16 protein-coding genes and 1 tRNA gene are annotated in these 18,638 nt (G+C 72.6%); 12 read left to right on the top strand and 5 right to left on the bottom strand.

The genetic code is table 11. From position 1 onward, the window contains the following. The first annotated feature begins 167 nt into the window (after positions 1-167). Positions 168-596, top strand: coding sequence for a DUF485 domain-containing protein (locus ABT070_RS31400; protein WP_351765515.1), 429 nt, complete (start codon positions 168-170; stop codon positions 594-596). Beyond that, positions 593-2,203 carry a sodium/solute symporter gene (locus ABT070_RS31395; protein ID WP_351765513.1) on the top strand — a complete coding sequence of 537 codons (1,611 nt, stop codon included), beginning with the start codon at positions 593-595 and terminating at the stop codon, positions 2,201-2,203. The genes ABT070_RS31400 and ABT070_RS31395 overlap by 4 nt, the downstream gene beginning before the upstream one ends. 42 nt (positions 2,204-2,245) lie before the next feature. On the opposite strand, the gene ABT070_RS31390 is transcribed toward ABT070_RS31395, so the two are convergent. Further along, a complete protein-coding gene (locus tag ABT070_RS31390; protein ID WP_351765511.1) occupies positions 2,246-2,848 on the bottom strand; it encodes a TetR/AcrR family transcriptional regulator in 603 nt (200 codons plus the stop codon). A 328-nt stretch (positions 2,849-3,176) separates the two neighbouring features. Between ABT070_RS31390 and ABT070_RS31385 the strand changes: the two genes are divergently transcribed. Both ABT070_RS31385 and ABT070_RS31380 read left to right on the top strand, forming a co-directional pair. Further along, a complete protein-coding gene (locus ABT070_RS31385) occupies positions 3,177-4,196 on the top strand; it encodes an aldo/keto reductase (protein ID WP_351765509.1) in 1,020 nt (339 codons plus the stop codon). Between the two features lie 43 nt (positions 4,197-4,239). Beyond that, the gene (locus ABT070_RS31380; protein WP_351765507.1) at positions 4,240-5,115 is read left to right on the top strand and encodes an LLM class flavin-dependent oxidoreductase; all 876 of its coding nucleotides are present in this window, start codon (positions 4,240-4,242) and stop codon (positions 5,113-5,115) included. Between the two features lie 182 nt (positions 5,116-5,297). Here ABT070_RS31380 and ABT070_RS31375 read toward each other — a convergent pair whose 3' ends face one another. The 3 genes from ABT070_RS31375 to ABT070_RS31365 all read right to left on the bottom strand — a co-directional run bounded on the left by ABT070_RS31375 (position 5,298) and on the right by ABT070_RS31365 (position 10,458). Beyond that, complete coding sequence (locus ABT070_RS31375) at positions 5,298-6,182, bottom strand: coiled-coil domain-containing protein (protein WP_351765504.1); 885 nt, start codon at positions 6,180-6,182, stop codon at positions 5,298-5,300. A gap of 197 nt (positions 6,183-6,379) precedes the next feature. Continuing rightward, positions 6,380-9,409: an SUKH-4 family immunity protein gene (locus ABT070_RS31370; protein ID WP_351765698.1), complete on the bottom strand. Its 3,030-nt coding sequence runs from the start codon at positions 9,407-9,409 to the stop codon at positions 6,380-6,382. An 8-nt stretch (positions 9,410-9,417) separates the two neighbouring features. Beyond that, positions 9,418-10,458 (bottom strand): SMI1/KNR4 family protein, encoded by a 1,041-nt coding sequence (locus tag ABT070_RS31365; RefSeq protein ID WP_351765501.1) that lies wholly within the window; start codon positions 10,456-10,458, stop codon positions 9,418-9,420. Between the two features lie 307 nt (positions 10,459-10,765). Between ABT070_RS31365 and ABT070_RS31360 the strand changes: the two genes are divergently transcribed. After that, the gene (locus ABT070_RS31360) at positions 10,766-11,365 is read left to right on the top strand and encodes a YwqJ-related putative deaminase (RefSeq protein WP_351765499.1); all 600 of its coding nucleotides are present in this window, start codon (positions 10,766-10,768) and stop codon (positions 11,363-11,365) included. Between the two features lie 85 nt (positions 11,366-11,450). Further along, the gene (locus ABT070_RS31355; RefSeq protein ID WP_351765497.1) at positions 11,451-11,945 is read left to right on the top strand and encodes an SUKH-3 domain-containing protein; all 495 of its coding nucleotides are present in this window, start codon (positions 11,451-11,453) and stop codon (positions 11,943-11,945) included. Between the two features lie 42 nt (positions 11,946-11,987). Here the strand turns inward: ABT070_RS31355 and ABT070_RS31350 are convergent, their stop codons facing one another. Further along, positions 11,988-13,274, bottom strand: a complete 1,287-nt coding sequence (locus tag ABT070_RS31350; RefSeq protein WP_351765495.1) for a sensor histidine kinase — start codon at positions 13,272-13,274, stop codon at positions 11,988-11,990. A gap of 329 nt (positions 13,275-13,603) precedes the next feature. On the opposite strand from ABT070_RS31350, the gene ABT070_RS31345 reads away from it, so the two are divergent. The 6 genes from ABT070_RS31345 to ABT070_RS31320 all read left to right on the top strand — a co-directional run bounded on the left by ABT070_RS31345 (position 13,604) and on the right by ABT070_RS31320 (position 18,479). Continuing rightward, positions 13,604-13,678: transfer RNA gene (locus ABT070_RS31345), tRNA-Gln, on the top strand. A 112-nt stretch (positions 13,679-13,790) separates the two neighbouring features. Next, positions 13,791-15,239 (top strand): bifunctional UDP-N-acetylglucosamine diphosphorylase/glucosamine-1-phosphate N-acetyltransferase GlmU, encoded by a 1,449-nt coding sequence (gene glmU, locus ABT070_RS31340; protein WP_351765493.1) that lies wholly within the window; start codon positions 13,791-13,793, stop codon positions 15,237-15,239. 135 nt (positions 15,240-15,374) lie between these two features. Continuing rightward, complete coding sequence (locus ABT070_RS31335) at positions 15,375-16,349, top strand: ribose-phosphate diphosphokinase (RefSeq protein WP_020128448.1); 975 nt, start codon at positions 15,375-15,377, stop codon at positions 16,347-16,349. A 178-nt stretch (positions 16,350-16,527) separates the two neighbouring features. Continuing rightward, a complete protein-coding gene (locus ABT070_RS31330; RefSeq protein ID WP_351765491.1) occupies positions 16,528-17,112 on the top strand; it encodes a 50S ribosomal protein L25/general stress protein Ctc in 585 nt (194 codons plus the stop codon). Between the two features lie 71 nt (positions 17,113-17,183). Continuing rightward, a complete protein-coding gene (pth, locus tag ABT070_RS31325) occupies positions 17,184-17,786 on the top strand; it encodes an aminoacyl-tRNA hydrolase (RefSeq protein WP_351765489.1) in 603 nt (200 codons plus the stop codon). A 270-nt stretch (positions 17,787-18,056) separates the two neighbouring features. Beyond that, entirely contained in the window at positions 18,057-18,479 is a 423-nt protein-coding gene (locus tag ABT070_RS31320; RefSeq protein ID WP_351765696.1) for a hypothetical protein, read from the top strand. Positions 18,480-18,638: the final 159 nt, after the last annotated feature.

The following is an 18,638-nucleotide window of genomic DNA, read 5'->3' as shown; positions in this document are numbered from 1 at the left end:
GTAACACCCCAGGTCAGGCGGTATTTCGTGCAGTAAGCGCATACCGACCACTCAGTTTGGTGAAAACTCTTCGCAGCCGCCGTACTCCCGAGTAACGTGCGCCCTCGCACCACCCCCCACTCCCTGCGGTCCGCCGCCACGGACCCGAGCCACGCAAGGAGCACGGGATGTCACACGACCCGTCACACCCCGGCCCGACCTACCCATGGCAGCCGCCACCCCGGCCGCCCGAACCGCCTCGGCGCCGGCCGGCCGACCACGGCCCGCTGGGCCGCCACAGCGACCTGCGGGTCCTGCGCGGCGCCTACCGCCGCCAGCGGCGGGTGGCCACACTCACCGCGCTCGGCTACTTCGTCGTCTTCCTGGTCCTGTCGGCGTTCGCGCCGTCCCTGATGACCGGCAGGGTCGCCACCGGTATCCCCGCGGGTCTGCTGCTCGCCCTGCTCCAGCTCCCGGTCACCTGTCTGGCGATCGTCCTGTACGAGCGGACCGCCCGCCGCCATGTGGACCCGCTCGCGGACCGCATCCGCAAACTCTCCGAGATCGACGCGAAGCGGGACGCGCGCGGAACCCGTACCAAGGAGGCCGGACGATGACGGAGTTCAGCGACGACGCGCAGACGATGTCCCTCGTCGCGTTCACCGCGATCGCCACGATCACGCTGCTGCTGTGCGTGATGACCGGTCCCGACCGCGACGACCTCGCCGAGTTCTACACCGGCTACCGCTCCCTCTCCCCGCTGCGCAACGGCCTGGCCATCGCGGGGGACTACATCTCGGCGGCCACCGTCCTCGGCACCGGCGGGGTGATCGCGCTGTGCGGCTACGACGGCGTCGTCCTCGCCCTCAGTACCGCCCTCTCGCTGATGCTGCTGATGTTCCTGCTGGCCGAACCGCTGCGCAACGCGGGCCGGTTCACCATGGGCGACGCGCTGGCCCGCCGTATGCCGGGGCGGGCGGTGCGCATCACGGCGTGCGCGGTGACGCTCACCGCGCTGCTGCCGATGATGCTCGTGCAGCTCGCCGGCACCGGTCAGCTGCTCGCCTTCATCCTGGGGTTCTCCGGCGCCTCGGTGAAGACGGGGTGCGTCGTCTGCATGGGCGTGCTGATGATCAGCTACGCGGCGATCGGCGGCATGAAGGGCACCGCCCTCATCCAGATGCTGAAGATCGTGATGCTGCTCGGCTCCGGCACGGTCATCGCCCTGCTCGTCCTCTACCGCTTCGACTGGAACCCGGGCGCCCTCTTCGACGCGGCGGCCGAGGGCAGCGGGGTCGGCGACGCCTTCCTGCGCTCGGGGCTGGAGTTCGCCGGCGGTCCCTTCCCTCGCGTCGACATGATCACCGCTCAGTTGTCGGTCGTGCTGGGCGGCGCCTGTCTGCCCCACATCACCATGCGCATGTACACCGCCTCCAGCGCCCGTCAGGTACGCCGGTCGATGTCCTGGGCGGTCTCCGGCGTCGCGCTGTTCGTGCTGGTCATGACGGTCGTCGGCTTCGGCGCGACGGCGATCGTCGGCCGCGCGGTGATCGCGCAGGCCGACCCGCAGGGCAACACCGCCTACCTGCTGGGCTCCCGGGCCGCCTTCGGCAGCGAGGTGTCCACGGCCGAGACCCTGCTCTTCACGACGGTCACGACGGCCATCTTCCTCACCGTGCTTGCCTCGGTCGCCGGCATGATCCTGGCCTGCGCCAACTCCCTCGCCCACGACGTCTTCGCGGCACGCGACCCGCACATGTCGGCGAGCCGCGAGATGCTCCTGGCCCGGCTGTCCGCGCTGGCCGTCGGCGTCCCGACGATCCTGCTCGCCGCCCAGGTCCAGCACCGCAGCCTGCAGCCCCTGGTCACCCTCTCCTTCTGCCTCGGCGCCTCGGCGCTCGCCCCCGCCCTCGTCTACAGCCTCTTCTGGCGCCGCTACACCCGCACGGGCCTCCTGGCCACCCTGATCGGCGGCACCCTGTCCGTGCTGCTCCTCATGCCGGGCACCAACCTGGTCTCGGGCTCGCCCGTCTCCGCCTTCCCCGAGGCCGACTTCAACTGGTTCCCCTTCACCACCACGGGCATCGTGACCGTCCCCCTGGGCTTCGCCTTCGGCTGGCTGGGCACGGTGGTCTCGGGCCGTCGCAAGGCGGAGGAGCAGCGCCGCCAGTACGAGGCGGTCGAGGGCTGGATCCTGGCGGGCGCGGTACGCCGGGAGGGGTGAGCCGGGCGGGGCGGGCGGCCCGCGCGGGCCGCCCGACGGCGGTCAGTGCGGCCGGCGCAGTCCCGCGACGAGGAGTTCGACCAGTCGGCGCGGGTCGTAGCGGGGATCGTTGTCCGCGCCGACGCACAGATTGCCGACGCCGCGCATGACCTCGTAGGCCTGGAAGCCGGGCCGGATCTCACCGGAGGCGGCCGCGGCGTCGAGCAGACGGCCGCACACGGGCACGAGGCGGTCGAGGAAGTACGTGTGCAGCGTCTCGAAGCCCGCGTTGTCGGACTGGAGCACGGCGGCGAGTCCGTGCTTGGTGACCAGGAAGTCCACGAAGAGGTCGATCCACCGCCCCAGCGCGGCGTGCGGGGTCGGACCTTCCGCCAGCAGGGCCGGACCCGCCTCGGCGCAGGCGTCGACCTGGTGCCGGTAGACGGCGATGATGAGGTCCGCCCGCGTCGGGAAGTGGCGGTAGATCGTGGCCGTCCCGACGCCGGCCCTGGCCGCGATGTCGCGCACCGGAGCCTCCACGCCCGCCGTGACGAAGATCGCGGCGGCCGCGTCGAGCAGGGTCTCCTTGTTGCGCCGGGCGTCCGCCCGCTGGGGCCGGGCCGTGTGCCCCGCGCCCCGGTCGCCGTCGCCGTCGCCGTCGTTCACTGCGCCGCCCTCTCCGCCGTCTCCGACTCTGTCTCTGACTCTGACTCTGACTCTGTCTCTGCCTGCCGGCCCACCGCCCGGCCCGCTCTCCGCCGCCCGGCCCGCCACCGGCCGACATGCCATCAGCCTGCATGCCACCCGTCGGCATGCCGCCCATAGGCATGTCATCCCGAGGCATGCCATCCATCGGGTTGCTAAGCGGAACAGTGTTCCGTATGTTCAAACGGGACACGGTTCCGTTTGCTCATCATGCCAGAGCGGCGAGCCCGTGACCAAGTCACGCACGCGTACCGCCACGCGCGTCATCCGCACGGAGGAGACAACGGACATGCAGTACCGCACCTTGGGCCGCACCGGCGTGCAGGTCAGTTCCCTCGCGCTCGGCGCGATGAACTTCGGCAGGATCGGGCGCACCACCCAGGAAGAGGCCACCGCCCTCGTCGACGCCGCACTCGAGGCCGGGATCAATCTCATCGACACCGCCGACATGTACAGCGACGGCGAGTCGGAGGAAATGGTCGGCAAGGCCATCGCCGGCCGGCGCGACGACATCGTGCTGGCCACGAAGGCCGGCATGCCCATGGGCGACGAGCGCAACCGGCGGGGCAGTTCGCGCCGCTGGCTCGTCACCGAGCTGGACGCGAGCCTGCGCCGGCTCGGCGTCGACCACGTCGACCTCTACCAGATCCACCGATGGGACCCGAGCACCGGCGACGAGGAGACGCTCTCGGCACTGACCGATCTCCAGCGCGCCGGAAAGATCCGCCACTTCGGCTCCTCGACCTTCCCGGCCTACCGCATCGTGCAGGCCCAGTGGGCCGCCCGCGAGCACCACCTGAGCCGCTACGTCACCGAACAGCCCAGCTACTCGATCCTCCAGCGCGGCATCGAGACCCACGTCCTGCCCGTGACCGAGGAGTACGGGCTCGGCGTCCTGGCGTGGAGCCCGTTGGCCTCGGGCTGGCTGACGGGCGCGATCCGCGAGGGCCGGCCCGTCACCACCAGCCGCTCCACCTTCATGCCGGAGCGCTTCGACACCGCCGTCCCCGCCAACCGGGCCCGGCTCGACGCCGTCGAGCGGCTGGCCGCGGTCGCCGACGAGGCCGGACTGACCATGATCCAGCTCGCGCTCGGCTTCGTGACCGCGCATCCCGCCGTGACGAGCGCGCTCATCGGCCCCCGCACAACGGACCACCTGCGCGCGCAGCTCGCCGCCGCGGACACCGTGCTCTCCGCCGATGTGCTCGACGCGATCGACGCCGTCGTCGCCCCGGGAACCGACCTCGCCGCGCACGAGAAGTTCGACACCCCGCCCGCGCTGCTCGACCCGTCGCTGCGGCGCCGCTGACCACCCCGAACGGCCTACTCCCACAGAAGGAGGCGACCACCACATGTCACCCACACCCCGGCCCCGTTTCGGGATCATGACCGCCCCCATGCAGGTCGACTACCACGACGTCCTGAGGGTCTGGCAGGAGGCGGACGCGATCCCGGAGATAGAGCACGCCTGGCTGTTCGACCACCTCATGCCGATCGGCGGCGACCCCGACGGACCCGCCCACGAGGGCTGGACCCTGCTCTCGGCGCTCGCCGCCCACACCCGGCGGCTGCGGCTCGGCGTCATGGTGACCAGCAACCGCTTCCGGCCGCCCGCGATGCTGGCCAAGATCGCCACGACCGTCGACATCGTCTCCGGCGGACGGCTCGACTTCGGCATCGGCGTCGGCTCGCGCCCCGGCCATCCCCTTGCCCGGCGCGAGTACGCGGCGCACGGCCTGCCCTTCCACGACACCGCGCACGCCGTGGGGAGCCTCGCCGAGGCCTGCACGGTGATCCGGCGGCTGTGGACCGAGGAGAAGCCGTTCGACTTCGACGGCACCTACCACCGGCTCACCGGGGCGTTCGGCAACCCCAAGCCCGTCCAGCGCCCCCACCCGCCGATCCTCGTCGGCGGCCGCTCGTCCGCGACCCTGCGCGTGGCGGCCGAGCACGCCGACCTGTGGAACATCCCGGGCGGCGACCTCGACGACGTCGTCCGCCGCAGCGCGCTCCTGGACCGCTACTGCGCCGAGATCGGCCGTGACCCCGCCTCGGTCACCCGCTCGATCCACCTGCCCGTCTCCTACGACCGGCCCGGCACCACCCGGGACGCGATCGGCGCCGTGCTCGACGCCGGCTTCCGGCACATCGTCCTCGGACTGCCGACGCCCTACCCCGCCGGCACCGCACGCTGGGTCGCCGACGAACTCGTCAACCCGTCGTCCTAGGCGAGTCGTCCTGGACCGGTCGCCGTAGACCGGTCGCCGCACACCCGCCGCCGTCCGGCCGTCGCCGCACACCCGTCGCCGTAGACCGGTCGCCGTACACCCGTGGTCGTAGACCCGTGCGGCCCACGCGCGCGGGCGGTGAGGGCGTTCGGGCCCGACGGGCCCGACGGGCTCGACGGGGCCTAGTCGACCGTGCGGCCGGTGAGGGCGCTCAGGCTGTTGCGTACGTGGTCCATGTGCGCCTGGACGTCGTCCCGGCGTTCGCCGTGCTCCCGGAGCACCCGCTCCGTCTCGTGGACGGCACGCTCCTCCCGGGCCCGCGCCTCGGTGAGAAGCTCGGCGGCACGCGCGTGTGCCTCCTCCTGACGGAGGCGGGCCGACTCCTGGGCCTCCGCGAACGCCTGCTCGGCCTCGGAGAGCGCCGCCTCGGCCCGGGCCACCGACCGGGCATGCCCCGCGTCGAGGGCCGCGGCACGCTCGGCCGCCTCGCGCTCCGCCGCGGCCCACCGCTCGACGTGCTCCTTCTCCAGCTCGGCGAGCATGCCCGCGGTGCGCTGCCGCACCTCGCGCAGGGCGGCCAGCGCCTCGCCCCGGTACTCCTTGACCTCGCGCCGGGTGCCGATGCGGAGCTCGTCGGCCTCGGCGCGGGCCGCGAGCAGCCGCTGGCGGGCGCGTTCCTCGGCCTCCGCGCGCAGCTCGTCCGCCTCCTCCTGCGCCGCGCGGCGCACATCGAGGGCGCATGTCCCGGCGTACTCCAGGTGCTCTCGCGCTTCGCTCCGCGCGTTGTCGCGGACGTCCGCCGCCTCTTCCAGCCCGAGCTGGAGAATGCGCCGCGCGCGCTCTCCGAGGGAGTCGTACGTCTGCGGGGCGAGCCGTGTCACGACCTCGCGCAACTGCTCGGCCTCGGCCTCCATCTCCCTGGCGAGCACGGTGAGCCGGGCGGCCCGTTCCCACGCGGCGTCGCGGTCGGCGCAGAGGGCCGCGGTGTACGCCTCGACCTGTTCCGGCCGGTAGCCGCGGCCGCGAACGGTCACGAACCCCGGCGCCGACACCGATGCGCTGCTCATCCTGTAACCCCTCGCCACCCGACGGACACGACATGATGATTTCGCGCATATCTTGATGGATCGGGCGCAAGTGTTCATAACGCGACACTCCGCGCGCAGGTCACGGCCAACCACGAACGCGAGGGGCCGGGCCCGATCTTCCGACCGGGCCCGGCCCCTTTTCGTCTGCGCGTTCTACGAGGCGCGGTGACCGCTCGTCACAGCAGTCCGTCCCACATCTGCTCCAGCAGCACCGACCACCAGCTCTCGGGCGAACCGAGCGCCGCCGGGTCGAGCGAGGCCAACTGGGCCTGGAAGTCGACGGTCCAGCGACCAGCCTGCTCCTGGTTCAGACCGAACCGCAGCCGCCACATCCGCCCGAGCAGCGCCAGGCAGCGCGCGAACTCCGGCAGCCCGGTGTTCACGAACTGCGGCGGTACGGGCGCGCCGCCCGGTCCCGCCTCCACCGGCACGGCGACGATGTTGGCCGTGCCGTACTGCACACAGATCGCCTTGCCGAAGTCACTGCCCATGACGAGGTACGAGCCCGCGTCCGCCGCCGGCTGCACACCCCGTTCGGCCGCCAGCTCCGCCAGCGTCGGCACCGGCCGGCCCGGCTGGGCCTGCGCCCAGAAGAACGGCCCCATGTCCGCCGGCAGACCCGCCACCACCAAGGTGTGCGCCACGACCGGCGGCACGCCCTGCCGGGACACCGCGGCCTGCTCGAAGCGGAACACCGCCGGCCCGAACACGGCCGTCAGCTCCTGCCCGATCGCCTCGGGCGGAACCGGCGGCGAGGCCTGCACCGGAGGCAACGGCGCACGAACGGGCGCCGGACGCGCCGGTCCGTCCGCCACCTGGTGCAACTCGCCCTGGTGCGCCAGCAACTGCTGCATGCCCTGCTGCCGGCTCGCGTGATCCGTGCCGTACGGCGCGATGCTCGTGATCCGGGCCTGCGGCCACTGCTCCCGCATCATCCGCGCGCAGTACGCGCCCGGCAGCTCGCACGACTCCAGCTCCGTGTGCAGCTCCAGCACCTGGTCCGGCGGCACGTTCATCGCCCGCAGCTCGTGGAAGATCTGCCACTCCGGGTGCGGGGTTCCCGGCGCCGAACGCCGGATCAGCTGCTGCTCCGAGCCGTCCTGCGCGCGAAAGCGCAGCACGGCCTGATAGCCCGGGCCGACCGTCGGCAGCCCCTGCTGCTGCGGATACCCGTACGCGGGCGGCTGCCCCGGCACACCGCCCGGCGGCATCGGAGGCTGGTGGGCGCCGGGAGCCATACCGGGAGCGGCCGGAGCCATGCCCGGGGCGCCCGGGGCGCCCGGGAACCCGGGAACCGCGGGTGCGCCGGGAGCGCCCGGGAACCCGGGGCCACCCGGAGCCTGCGGCGGCGGGGGCGCGCCGGGGCCACCCGCGTGGGGCCCGGCCAGCATGGTCTGCGCGTGGTGAACGGCACCGGGCGGGCCGGGGTTGCCCGGGGCGCCCGGGAAGACAGGAGCAGCCGGCGCCTGCGGTGCGCCGGGGGCGCCCGGAGCGGACTGCGCGCCGGGGGCGCCGGGCGTACCCGGAGCACCGGGCACGCCGGGCACCTGAGGCACGCCCGGGCCACCGAGGGGACCCGGCGGCTGCGGTGCGCCCGGTCCCATCCGGCCGGGGTCGGCAAGCATCGTCGCGGCGTGGTGAACGCCACCGGGAGGCGTGCCCCCGGGCGGGTTCGGTCCACCGGGCGCACCGGGCGCGCCCGGAGGCCGTGGCGCACCCCCCGCACCCGGGCCGCCCGGACCTGCCGGACCCGAAGGCCCGTCCGGACCCAGGGCGGACACGAGCTGCGTGGGCACATAGCCGCCCGCCGGGGCACCGGGCGCACCCGGGCCGGAAGGCGGAGGCGGAGGCGTGTTCCCCGGTCGCGCACCCGGCGTTCCCGGCGCGCTCGGCGGAGGCGGCGGCTGCGCCCCTCCACCCCGGTTGCGACGCGGAGGCGGCGCCGCCTTGCTGGTCGCGGCGTCCGCGATGTCACCGGCGTTCGGCGCGAGCGACCGCGCGGGCGTACCCGGACCGGCCGGGGGCGGCGGAGCGCCCGCGCCCTGCGGATAGCCGGGGGAAGACCCGCCGGGCGGAGGCGGCGTGCCCGGCCCGCCCGCCGAGGCCGGGGACGAGGACGGAGCCCCCGGACCACCCGGAGCCCCCGGCGCACCTGCGCCGGGCCCCTGCGGATAGCCGTACGAAGATCCGGCCGGACCGGCCGGACCGCCAGGCGGAGTCGGCGGAGTCGGCGGGGTCGGAGAGCCCGGTGCGTTCCCGGACGCCCCCGCACCACCGGGGCCCACGCCACCCGTCCCCGGGGTGCCCGTACCCGGAGCGTCGAGCGCGGGCGCGACCGCCGTCCGCGGAAGCCGGCTGCCGCCCGCGATCAGCGCCGTCTTGGCCTCCGGCGCGGACGCCGGCGGTACCGCCTCGTCGTCGGAGCCGCTCAGCGGCGGCGCGAACACGGTCGCGGGCAGTGACACGGAACGGTCGTCACCGGCGTCGGCGTTGGTGTCCGTCCCCGCCCACGGCGTCGCCCCGACGGGAGCGGCGGGCGCCGACGGCCCACCGGGACCCGAGCCCGTGGGCACGCCCGCCTGCGTCTCGGGCAGCGCGCTCCCCGGTACCCCGCCCTGGGTCCGGGGAAGCGAGGGATCGCCGCCCCCGGGCGCTCCGGACGCCCCGACCGGGACAGAACCGCCCGAACCGGACCCCACACCCGCACCCGCGCTCGCGCCCGCACTTGAAGGCGAGGCGGACCCCGGCGTCGAAGGAGCCCCGCCGTTCCCGGAGACAGCCCCGGAGGCAGCCCCGGAGACAGCCCCGGAGCCGGCCTCGCGTCGATCCGCGATGCCCAGCCTGTCCGCCGCCTCCTGCAACCACTCCGGCGGCGACAACAGGAACGACGTCTGATTCAGATCCACCCGTGCCGCCGGCGCCGGCACCGCATCGGCGGGGGCGTCCGTGCGGCCGTACTCCTCCTCGTACCGGCGGATCACCTCGCCCACCGGCACCGCGGGCCACAGCGTGGCCTCCCCGCTGTCCCGGGCGATCACCAGCCGCTGCGCGCCGCCGTCCGAACGCGGCCCCTCCGCGCGGTCCTCGGCCCACACCACGAACCCGAGCTCAAACTCCCGCACCCGCACCTCACGGTGCTGATACGCCGGCACATCCCCGTTGATCCACTCTTCGGCGCGCTCCTGCGCCTGCGCGAACGTCACCATCGTCCAGCTCACTCCCCCACCGAAGACGCGGCCGAAGACGCGGCCGCCGCCGGCACCGCACGCGCGAACCCGCCGTCCACCATCAGATTGGCCACCGTCTCCAACTCCGGCGGATTGCCGGCCAGCCTCGACAGGAAGGCGTCGAAGTCCTCACCGCAGGGCAGCAGCAGCCGCTCCATGCGCTCCGCCGGCGACCACGCCGGATCCACGTCCCGGACGTCGTCGTACGCGCAGAACCACACCGAACCGGCCCGCTCGCCCCGCACCTTCACGGCGAGCAACCCGCCCTGCACGAACCCGACGCCCAGGTAGTCCTTCGTCAGATGGTCGCGCAGACACTTGTTCACGTACACGAGGTCGTTGACGGCTGCCTCGTCGCGCACCGTGAAGAACGGCTGGTCCACCAGGAGCCCCAGCTCCGCGTCCAGCGCCGTGCCCACCGGCGCACAACCGCCCGCCGCCTTCACGAACGACCGGTACGGGCCCGGCAGCCGGTACCCGAGGTCCTCCTCGACGCCCTGGACCTGCTGCTCCGTCACCGCCACACCGGACTTCGGCAGCCCGAAGTGCGCCGGACGCGTCTCCTGCAACGGCCGCGTGCCCCGCTTCGCCTGGTCCACCACCGCCGACGACACCCCGCCGTGATGCCGCAGCAGCGCCTTCACCTCGACCGGGACCAGCTCCAGCCGCCGCGAACCCACGACGTGGTGCCACGTCCAGCCGTGCGGCGTCGCCACACTCGGCACCGTGTCCCAGAGCTCGTGTCCCGACGCCGAGAGCACCGCGTTCGCCGACACGTAGTCCGTCAGCCGCAACTCGTCCACGCCGAAGCCCTCCGGCGGATCCGCGATCTCCGCGGCCGCCCGCGCATAGGGCGAGAAGTCGGGGTAGCCCCGCTCGTCCATCCGCACGCCTCTCGGGTGCCGCGCCGCCCGGACCGGATCCGGGAAATGCACGACCTGCCCGGCATAGGCCGCGTTCGGCGGCGCGGCTTGTCCCCCAGCCTGGCGGCTGGGAGGTGCCCCCAGCCCGAGCCGACCTGTCGTCATGGCGGTTGCCCCCTGCGGCACTCTGTACGGCCCGCAGCGGCCGGTTCCGCTTCCGGATCCACCCACCACGCCCCGTATCGACTGTCTCCAACAATCTCCAACGCGCGTCAACCGCGCGCCGACGGTGGCGACAGCCTATGCGGTACGACGACAGCGGTCACCGGCCCTCCGCTTCCGTGACCAGCCGTCACCCCGCCGTGACAGCCCGCCCAAACCCGGGCGTGTCGAACCGCCCCAGCTTCCGCACCCGCCACGCCATTTGGCACTCTGTGACGTCCGGGGGGATGCACGGGAGGGGAAAACGATCATGAACGCGACGCAGACAGGGTCACACACCGGCAGGTCGGACAACCTGTTCACCGGCAACACGGCCGCTCACGACACCGGCCGGAACGGCGACCCGCACACCGGTCCGCACACCGGTCCGTCCGGCGACCCCCGCATCGGCTGGTCCGCCACCGAGGCCCCGCACGCGCCCGTCCTGCGCCACCGCCGGGACGGCATACTCCCCACCGTCGCCGCCGCCCTCTCCGTCCGCGGCGCCACTCTCACCAGCACCGCCGCCCGCGCCGACCAGCCCCCGTCCCTGCACCACCTCGTCCAGGAGTTCCTCGACACCCTCGCCAGCACCCAGCGCGACCGCTTCACCGGGCGCTGTGCCGAGGCGCTCCTCATCTCGCGGCACATCACCGCAGCCGACGCCGCCCGCAGCAGACGCGCCGCCCGCCGCCCCATGACCAACGGCGAGGCCCGCAGAACGCTCAAGCAGGCCAAACTCACCACCCGCCGCATCCGCGAGGACGGCGACCCCCTGCACGGCAGCTTCGCGACCCCCTGCCGCGCCTGCACCGCGCTCAGCGCCCACTTCGGCGTCCGCATCGTCGACCCGTCGACCACGGGCGACTGACACCGCGTCCCACCGCCACCCCCGCACAGGACGACGTACCGGCCCCACCGGGCCACGCACCACCAGCTCGACGAACGAAGGGCCGATGCACCCCGACCGCACCTCCACCACACGCTTCCCCGTCCCCGTCGACGCCGCCCTGCGCGCCGCCGGCTGGCAACCCGGACGCTGGGACATCAAGCAGGCCGAGATCTGGGCCGACACGCTCCGCGAACACACCTCACCCGCCGGCCACCGGCACGCCGTCTTCCCCGCCGCCGTCGAGGCCTGGGCCGAATTCGGCGGCCTGACCATCGCCCCCACCGGCCCCGGCCGCCAGGTCGCGCCCACCACCGTCCACCTCGACCCCCTGCACGGCCTCCATCTCGCCCGCACCCTGGTCGACCTCGGCCGCGCCCTCGACACCGACGTGGCACCCCTCGGCGCCGAGACCGACACCCAGGGTGTCCTCGCCATCGACGCCGAAGGCCGCGTCTACGCCCTCGACCACACCGGCGACTGGTACCTCGGCCCCGACATCGACCAAGCCCTCGGCGCCCTCGCCTCCGGCGTCGAACCCGTCCGCCTCACAGCCGGCTGACCGGCCGGCACGGCCCCCGCCCCCGCCCCCGCCCCCGGGGGGCTACGAGGCCGGTATCACCGCCGACACCCGGAAACCCCCCGCCTCCGTCGGCCCCGACACGAACACTCCGCCCAGCGCCACCACCCGCTCCTTCATCCCGACCAACCCGTTGCCCCCCGACGGGAACCCCGCCGACAACGCCGACACCTCCGGCGGCGGCCCGTTCTCCACCTGCATCGCGATCTCCCCCTCCCGATGCGCCAGCCGCACATGCGTCTTGGCGCCCGCCGCGTGCTTGTGGACGTTCGTCAGCGCCTCCTGCACCACCCGGTACGCCGTCTGCTCCACCTCCGCCGCGTACGCCCGGACGTCCCCCTCCACCAGCAGTTCCACGACCATCCCCGCGGCCGCCGACTGCCCCACCAGCTCGTCGAGCTCGGACAGACACGGCCCCTCGCCCTCCTCCACCACCACCGCGGCGGCCACCCCCACCGCCACCACCGGCACCGACGCCGCCCGCTCCGTCGGACCGCCGCTGCGCAGCACCCCGAGCATCTCCCGCAGCTCGGTCAGCGCCTGCCGCCCCATGTCACCCACGAGCGCCGCGTTCCGCACCGCCTTCTCGGGGTCCTTGCGCGCCACGGCCTGCAGCGCCGCGGCATGGACGACCATCAGACTCACGCGATGCGCGACCACGTCGTGCATCTCCCGCGCGATCCGGGTGCGCTCCTCGCCACGCGCCCACTCCGCCCGCTCCTCCGCCCGCTCCGCGAGCAACTGCAACTCCCGCTCGAGGCTGTCCGCCCGCTCCCGCAGGCTCTCCATGAGCCGCCGCCGTGCGCCGACATACATCCCGAGCAGCAGCGGCGGGGCGGTGAGCCCCAGCGAGGTCGTGATGGCGGCGAACGGGATGAACCAGTCACCGATGGTCAGACGGCCCTGGTCCATGCTCTGCCGGACCCGCACGAACGTCACGATCAACGTCCCGACCAGCTGCATCCCCGCGAGCGAGGCGATGATCCGGCGGGGCAGCTCGGAGGCGGCGAGCGTGTACAGCCCCACGATGCCCATCAGGTAGCCCATCTGGGCCGGTGTGATCGCGATCGACACCAGCACCACCGCGATGGGCCACTTCCGCCGCACCACGAGGACCGACCCCGCGAGCAGTCCGAACACCACCCCCGCCGCCGACGGGATCCCGGCATCGCGCGCGAACGGGATCCCCTCCACCGCGCACTCCACGGCGGACACGAGCCCCAGGCTCCAGTCGAACGCCGCGCTCCGCCATCTGGTCCACCACCACGGCCCTCCCAGGGCCGCCGTGTCCTCTTCCCCCGTCGTGGTCATGCCTCCAGCCTACGGGCGCGACCCCTGCCTTTTCCGGCGACTTTCCCCGACCGGCCGACACCACACTCCGTAACCGAACAGCGTCGAAACCCACCGGTATCCCTCGAACTGCCGAACCACGCCTGTTCGAGGGCGGAACCGACGATTCCACCCGGGGTCGCGCAGCGGCCCTCGGCCCGCGCCAACCCCGGCGGGGGTCACCACGGTTGCCCTCCGGCGACCGCGCTCCGGAGCGCCGGCCCACACCGTCGCATCGGGGGCCGGTGGTGCGGCATAGTAGGACTCGCCACTCGACGGCCTGACTGAATGTCTGGTCGAGTCGTCATCATTCCCCCGTGGTGTAATTGGCAGCACCGTGGCTTTTGGTGCCATTTGTCCGGGTTCGAGTCCTGGCGGGGGAGCCATACCAGAATCGGGCCCTGACAGCACTGTCAGGGCCCGCTCTCATGTCGTCGAAGAAACGCCCCGGTATCCTTCGGATGTCCCACCCCACTCCACAGCCGAAGGGCAACTTCCGTGAGCGCCATTCGCCCGGCAGCCGTCGTCGTTCTCGCAGCGGGTGAGGGCACCCGTATGAAGTCCGCCATACCGAAGGTCCTGCACGAGATCAGCGGCCGCTCCCTCGTGGGTCATGTGCTGGCCGCGGCCCGTGAGTTGGACCCCGAGAACCTGGTCGTCGTGGTCGGACACGCACGCGAGAAGGTCACGGCGCACCTCGCCGAGGTCGACGCGGGTGTGCGCACCGCCGTACAGGAAGAGCAGAACGGCACCGGGCACGCCGTCCGGATGGGGCTCGAGCAGCTCGGTGGCGGCGTCGACGGCACGGTGGTCGTCGTCTGCGGCGACACCCCGCTGCTCACCGGCGCGACCCTCGCGGCGCTCGCCGCCACCCACCACGCGGACGGGAACGCCGTCACCGTCCTCACCGCCGAGGTGCCGGACGCGACCGGCTACGGGCGGATCGTCCGGGACGGCGCCTCCGGTACCGTCACCGCGATCGTCGAGCACAAGGACGCGAACGACGCGGTGCGCGCGATCCGTGAGATCAACTCCGGGGTCTTCGCGTTCGACGGGCCGCTGCTCGCCGACGCCCTGAAGAAGGTCCGCACGGACAACAGCCAGGGTGAGGAGTACCTCACCGACGTCCTCGGGATCCTCCGGGAGGCCGGTCACCGGGTCGGCGCGTCCGTCGCCGCCGACCACCGCGAGATCGCCGGCATCAACAACCGGGTGCAGCTCAGCGAGGCCCGCCGGATTCTCAACGACCGGCTGCTGACCGCCGCGATGCTGTCCGGCGTGACCGTCGTCGACCCGGCGACGACCTGGATCGACGTCACCGTCACCTTCGAGCAGGACGCCGTCGTCCACCCCGGTACGCAGCTGCACGGCAGCACGCACCTCGGCGAGGGCGCCGAGGTCGGCCCCAACAGCCGGCTGAGGAACACCGACGTCGGCGCGGGGGCCCGGGTCGACAACACCGTGTCCGACAACGCCCGCATCGGTCCGAACGCGACCGTGGGGCCGTACGCCTACCTCCGTCCCGGCACCCGCCTCGGGGCGAAGGGCAAGATCGGCACGTACGTCGAGACCAAGAACGCCTCCATCGGCGAGGGGACGAAGATTCCGCACCTCTCGTACGTCGGTGACGCGACGATCGGCGAGTACTCCAACATCGGCGCGGCGAGCGTGTTCGTGAACTACGACGGACAGGACAAGCACCACACCACCGTCGGGTCGCACGTCCGCACGGGTTCGGACAACATGTTTGTGGCTCCCGTCACGGTCGGGGACGGCGCGTACACCGCCGCCGGGTCCGTGATCACGAAGGACGTGCCGCCCGGTTCGCTGGCCGTGGCCCGTGGTCAGCAGCGGAATATCGAGGGTTGGGTGGCCCGCAAGCGCCCGGGCAGCGCGGCGGCGAAGGCGGCCGAGACGGCCTCCCGCCAGGCGGAAAGCGAAAGCTGACCGGAAACAGGCGCGTCGGACACGGCGTACCGTGATAGGTGCACACCCGCACCCCACCAGCTGAGACGGCCCCGTCGCGCCCAGCGGCGAGGTCTCTCGACACCCCAGCTGAGACACCTCTGAGGAGACAGTGCTGTGACCGGGATCAAGACGACCGGCGAGAAGAAGATGATGTTCTTCTCCGGCCGCGCCCACCCCGAGCTTGCCGAGGAGGTCGCCCACCAGCTGGGTGTCGGGGTCGTCCCGACGAAGGCCTTCGATTTCGCCAACGGTGAGATCTACGTCCGCTACCAGGAGTCGGCGCGAGGTGCGGACTGCTTCCTGATCCAGAGCCACACGGCTCCGATCAACAAATGGATCATGGAGCAGCTGATCATGATCGACGCGCTGAAGCGCGCGTCGGCCCGTTCGATCACCGTGATCGTGCCGTTCTACGGCTATGCCCGTCAGGACAAGAAGCACCGCGGACGTGAGCCCATCTCGGCCCGTCTGATCGCGGACATGATGAAGACGGCGGGCGCGCACCGGATCCTGACGGTGGACCTCCACACGGACCAGATCCAGGGCTTCTTCGACGGCCCGGTGGACCACCTCTTCGCGCTGCCGCTGCTCGCCGACTACGTGGGCAGCAAGGTGGACCGCGACAAGCTGACCGTCGTGTCGCCGGACGCGGGCCGGGTGCGGGTCGCCGACCGCTGGTGCGACCGGCTGGGCGCGCCGCTGGCGATCGTGCACAAGCGGCGCGACAAGGACGTGGCGAACCAGGTGACCGTCCACGAGGTCGTGGGCGAGGTCAAGGGCCGGGTCTGTGTGCTCGTCGACGACATGATCGACACGGGTGGCACGATCTGCGCCGCCGCGGACGCGCTGTTCGCGCACGGCGCGGAGGACGTCATCGTGACGGCGACGCACGGTGTGCTGTCGGGTCCGGCGGCCGACCGCCTCAAGAACTCGAAGGTCAGCGAGTTCATCTTCACCAACACCCTGCCGACGCCGGGTGAGCTCGAGGTGGACAAGATCACGGTCCTGTCGATCGCGCCGACGATCGCGAACGCGGTCCGCGAGGTGTTCGAGGACGGTTCGGTGACGAGCCTCTTCGACGAGCAGTGACGGTTCTCGTCTAGATCGATTTCCTGTACGGCCTTCCCGCTGCGTAAACTGCCACAGTTGCTCGGCGAGGGAGGCCGTACACATGTGTGTACGGCGGTCCGTTATCGACGCGCTCTTCGTAGCAGGCCGACGGTTTGGCCGGGTGACCACCTTTCCCCCCTTTCTACGAGGAGTGAACATGGCCGAGGTCAAGCTCGCAGCCGAGACCCGCACCGAGTTCGGCAAGGGCGCCGCCCGCCGTATCCGCCGTGACAGCAAGGTTCCCGCCGTGGTCTACGGCCACGGTGCCGACCCCGTGCACATCACGCTGCCGGGCCACGAGCTCCAGCTCGCGCTGCGCACCCCGAACGTCCTGCTCAGCCTGGAGATCGACGGCAAGACCCAGCTGGCGATCCCGAAGGCCGTGCAGCGCGACGCGATCAAGGGCTTCCTGGACCACGTCGACCTGCTCCTCGTGAAGCGCGGCGAGAAGGTCAACGTCGAGGTCTACGTGCACACCGAGGGCGAGCTGGCCCCGGGCGCCTACCTGCTCGAGCACGTGCTGAGCACGCTGAACGTCGAGGCCGAGGCCACGCACATCCCGGAGTCGGTCACCGTCTCCATCGCGGGCCTGGAGGCCGGCGCCGCGATCCTCGCCAAGGACATCCCGCTGCCCAAGGGCACCACGCTGGTGACCGACGAGGACGCGGTCGTCCTCCAGGTCCTGGCCGCCCAGGCGGAGGAGGCCCCGGCGGACGCCGAGGCCGAGACCACCGAGGCCTGATTTCCCCGGCACCTCATCCCGTCGGCCGCCGTTCCCTCCGGGGAGCGGCGGTCTGCGCGTATCAAGGAGACATGGACGTGACGACCGACGCCAATGCCCCCTGGCTGATCGTGGGTCTCGGCAATCCCGGCCCCGAGTACGCCATGAACCGGCACAACGTCGGTTTCATGGTCGCGGATCTGCTGGCCGAGCGGATCGGGGGGAGGTTCAAGCGGGCGGGCAAGGCGCAGGCGCAGGTCGTCGAGGGGCGGCTGGGCCCGCCGGGGACGGGGAGCCGGCGGGTGGTCCTGGCGAAGCCGATGTCGTTCATGAACGTGTCGGGCGGTCCGGTGAACGCGCTGCGGGACTTCTACAAGGTGCCGGTGGCGAACATCGTCGCGGTCCACGACGAGCTGGACATCGACTACGGCGTGCTGCGGCTGAAGCTCGGCGGCGGGGACAACGGGCACAACGGTCTGAAGTCGATGACGAAGGTGATGGGCGCGGACTACCACCGGGTGCGGTTCGGCATCGGGCGGCCGCCGGGGCGGATGCAGGTGGCGGACTTCGTGCTGAAGGACTTCTCCTCGGCCGAGCGCAAGGAGCTCGGCTACTTCGTGGACCGTGCGGCGGACGCGGCGGAGGCCCTGGTGCTGGAGGGGCTGGAGCGGGCGCAAAGCACGTACAACTCCTGACTTGTCGCCCCACAAGGTTGACGGGCCGTTCAGGCATGGCCAATGATCCCGGCCATGCCCGCCACAGCAGCCTCGTCCCACCGCCGCCCGGGTCACGCCCGCAAGGGCTCGGCCAAGAGCCCGGCCAAGAGCCCGGCCGGAGGCGCGGCCCCGGCCGGGGGCGCCGGCTCGGCCCGGGGAAAGGGCTCGGAATCGGCCAGAGGCGCCGCCAAGGGCTCGGCCAGGGGTTCGGCGTCGGGGACCGCGTTGCGGTTCGGGCGGGTCGTGGCGATGGGTGCGGTGGCCGTGCTGATCCTGTTCGCGGGGGTCTGGGGTTCCTGGGGGTCCGCGCAGCACGTGATGCTGACGAAGGGCCGGGAGCAGGGCACGGTCGAGGTGACGCGGTGCGGCGAGGACACGTGCGCGGGGCCGTACACGCCGCTGTCGGCCGGGTCCACGGCACGCGCGCGCGTGGAGATCGAGAAGTCGGTGGCCGTGCGCAAGGGCGGGATCTACACCGTGGTGATCAAGCCGGGCAGTGACGAGGTGGTCCGGTCCGGCCCGGCGGGGGTCCTGTACGCGTGGGTGCCGCTGGGCGGGGCGCTGCTGCTGGCGTCGATCGTGGTCGCGGGTGGCCTGGGGCGGGTGCGGGTGGGCTGGGCGCTGGCCGGGTCGGGCGTCGCGTTGCTGACGGCGGCGTTCTTCGCGGTGTGAGTGAGCGGCGTGAGTGAGCCGTGTGCGTGAGCGGCGTGGGTGAGCCGTGTGCGTGAGCGAAGTGAGGACGTGCACGAAGGGGCGCCCCGGTCCGTACGGACCGGGGACGAGCCAGGGCTTCTGGGATGAGTTGCATCTCGCGTGTCCTGTTCTGACGCG

The sequence above is a fragment of the Streptomyces sp. NPDC002884 genome, assembly GCF_040295245.1.
Taxonomy (GTDB): Bacteria; Actinomycetota; Actinomycetes; order Streptomycetales; family Streptomycetaceae; genus Streptomyces.
The sequence above is the reverse complement of the archived record's forward strand: the minus strand, read 5'-3'. Positions and strand labels throughout refer to the sequence as shown.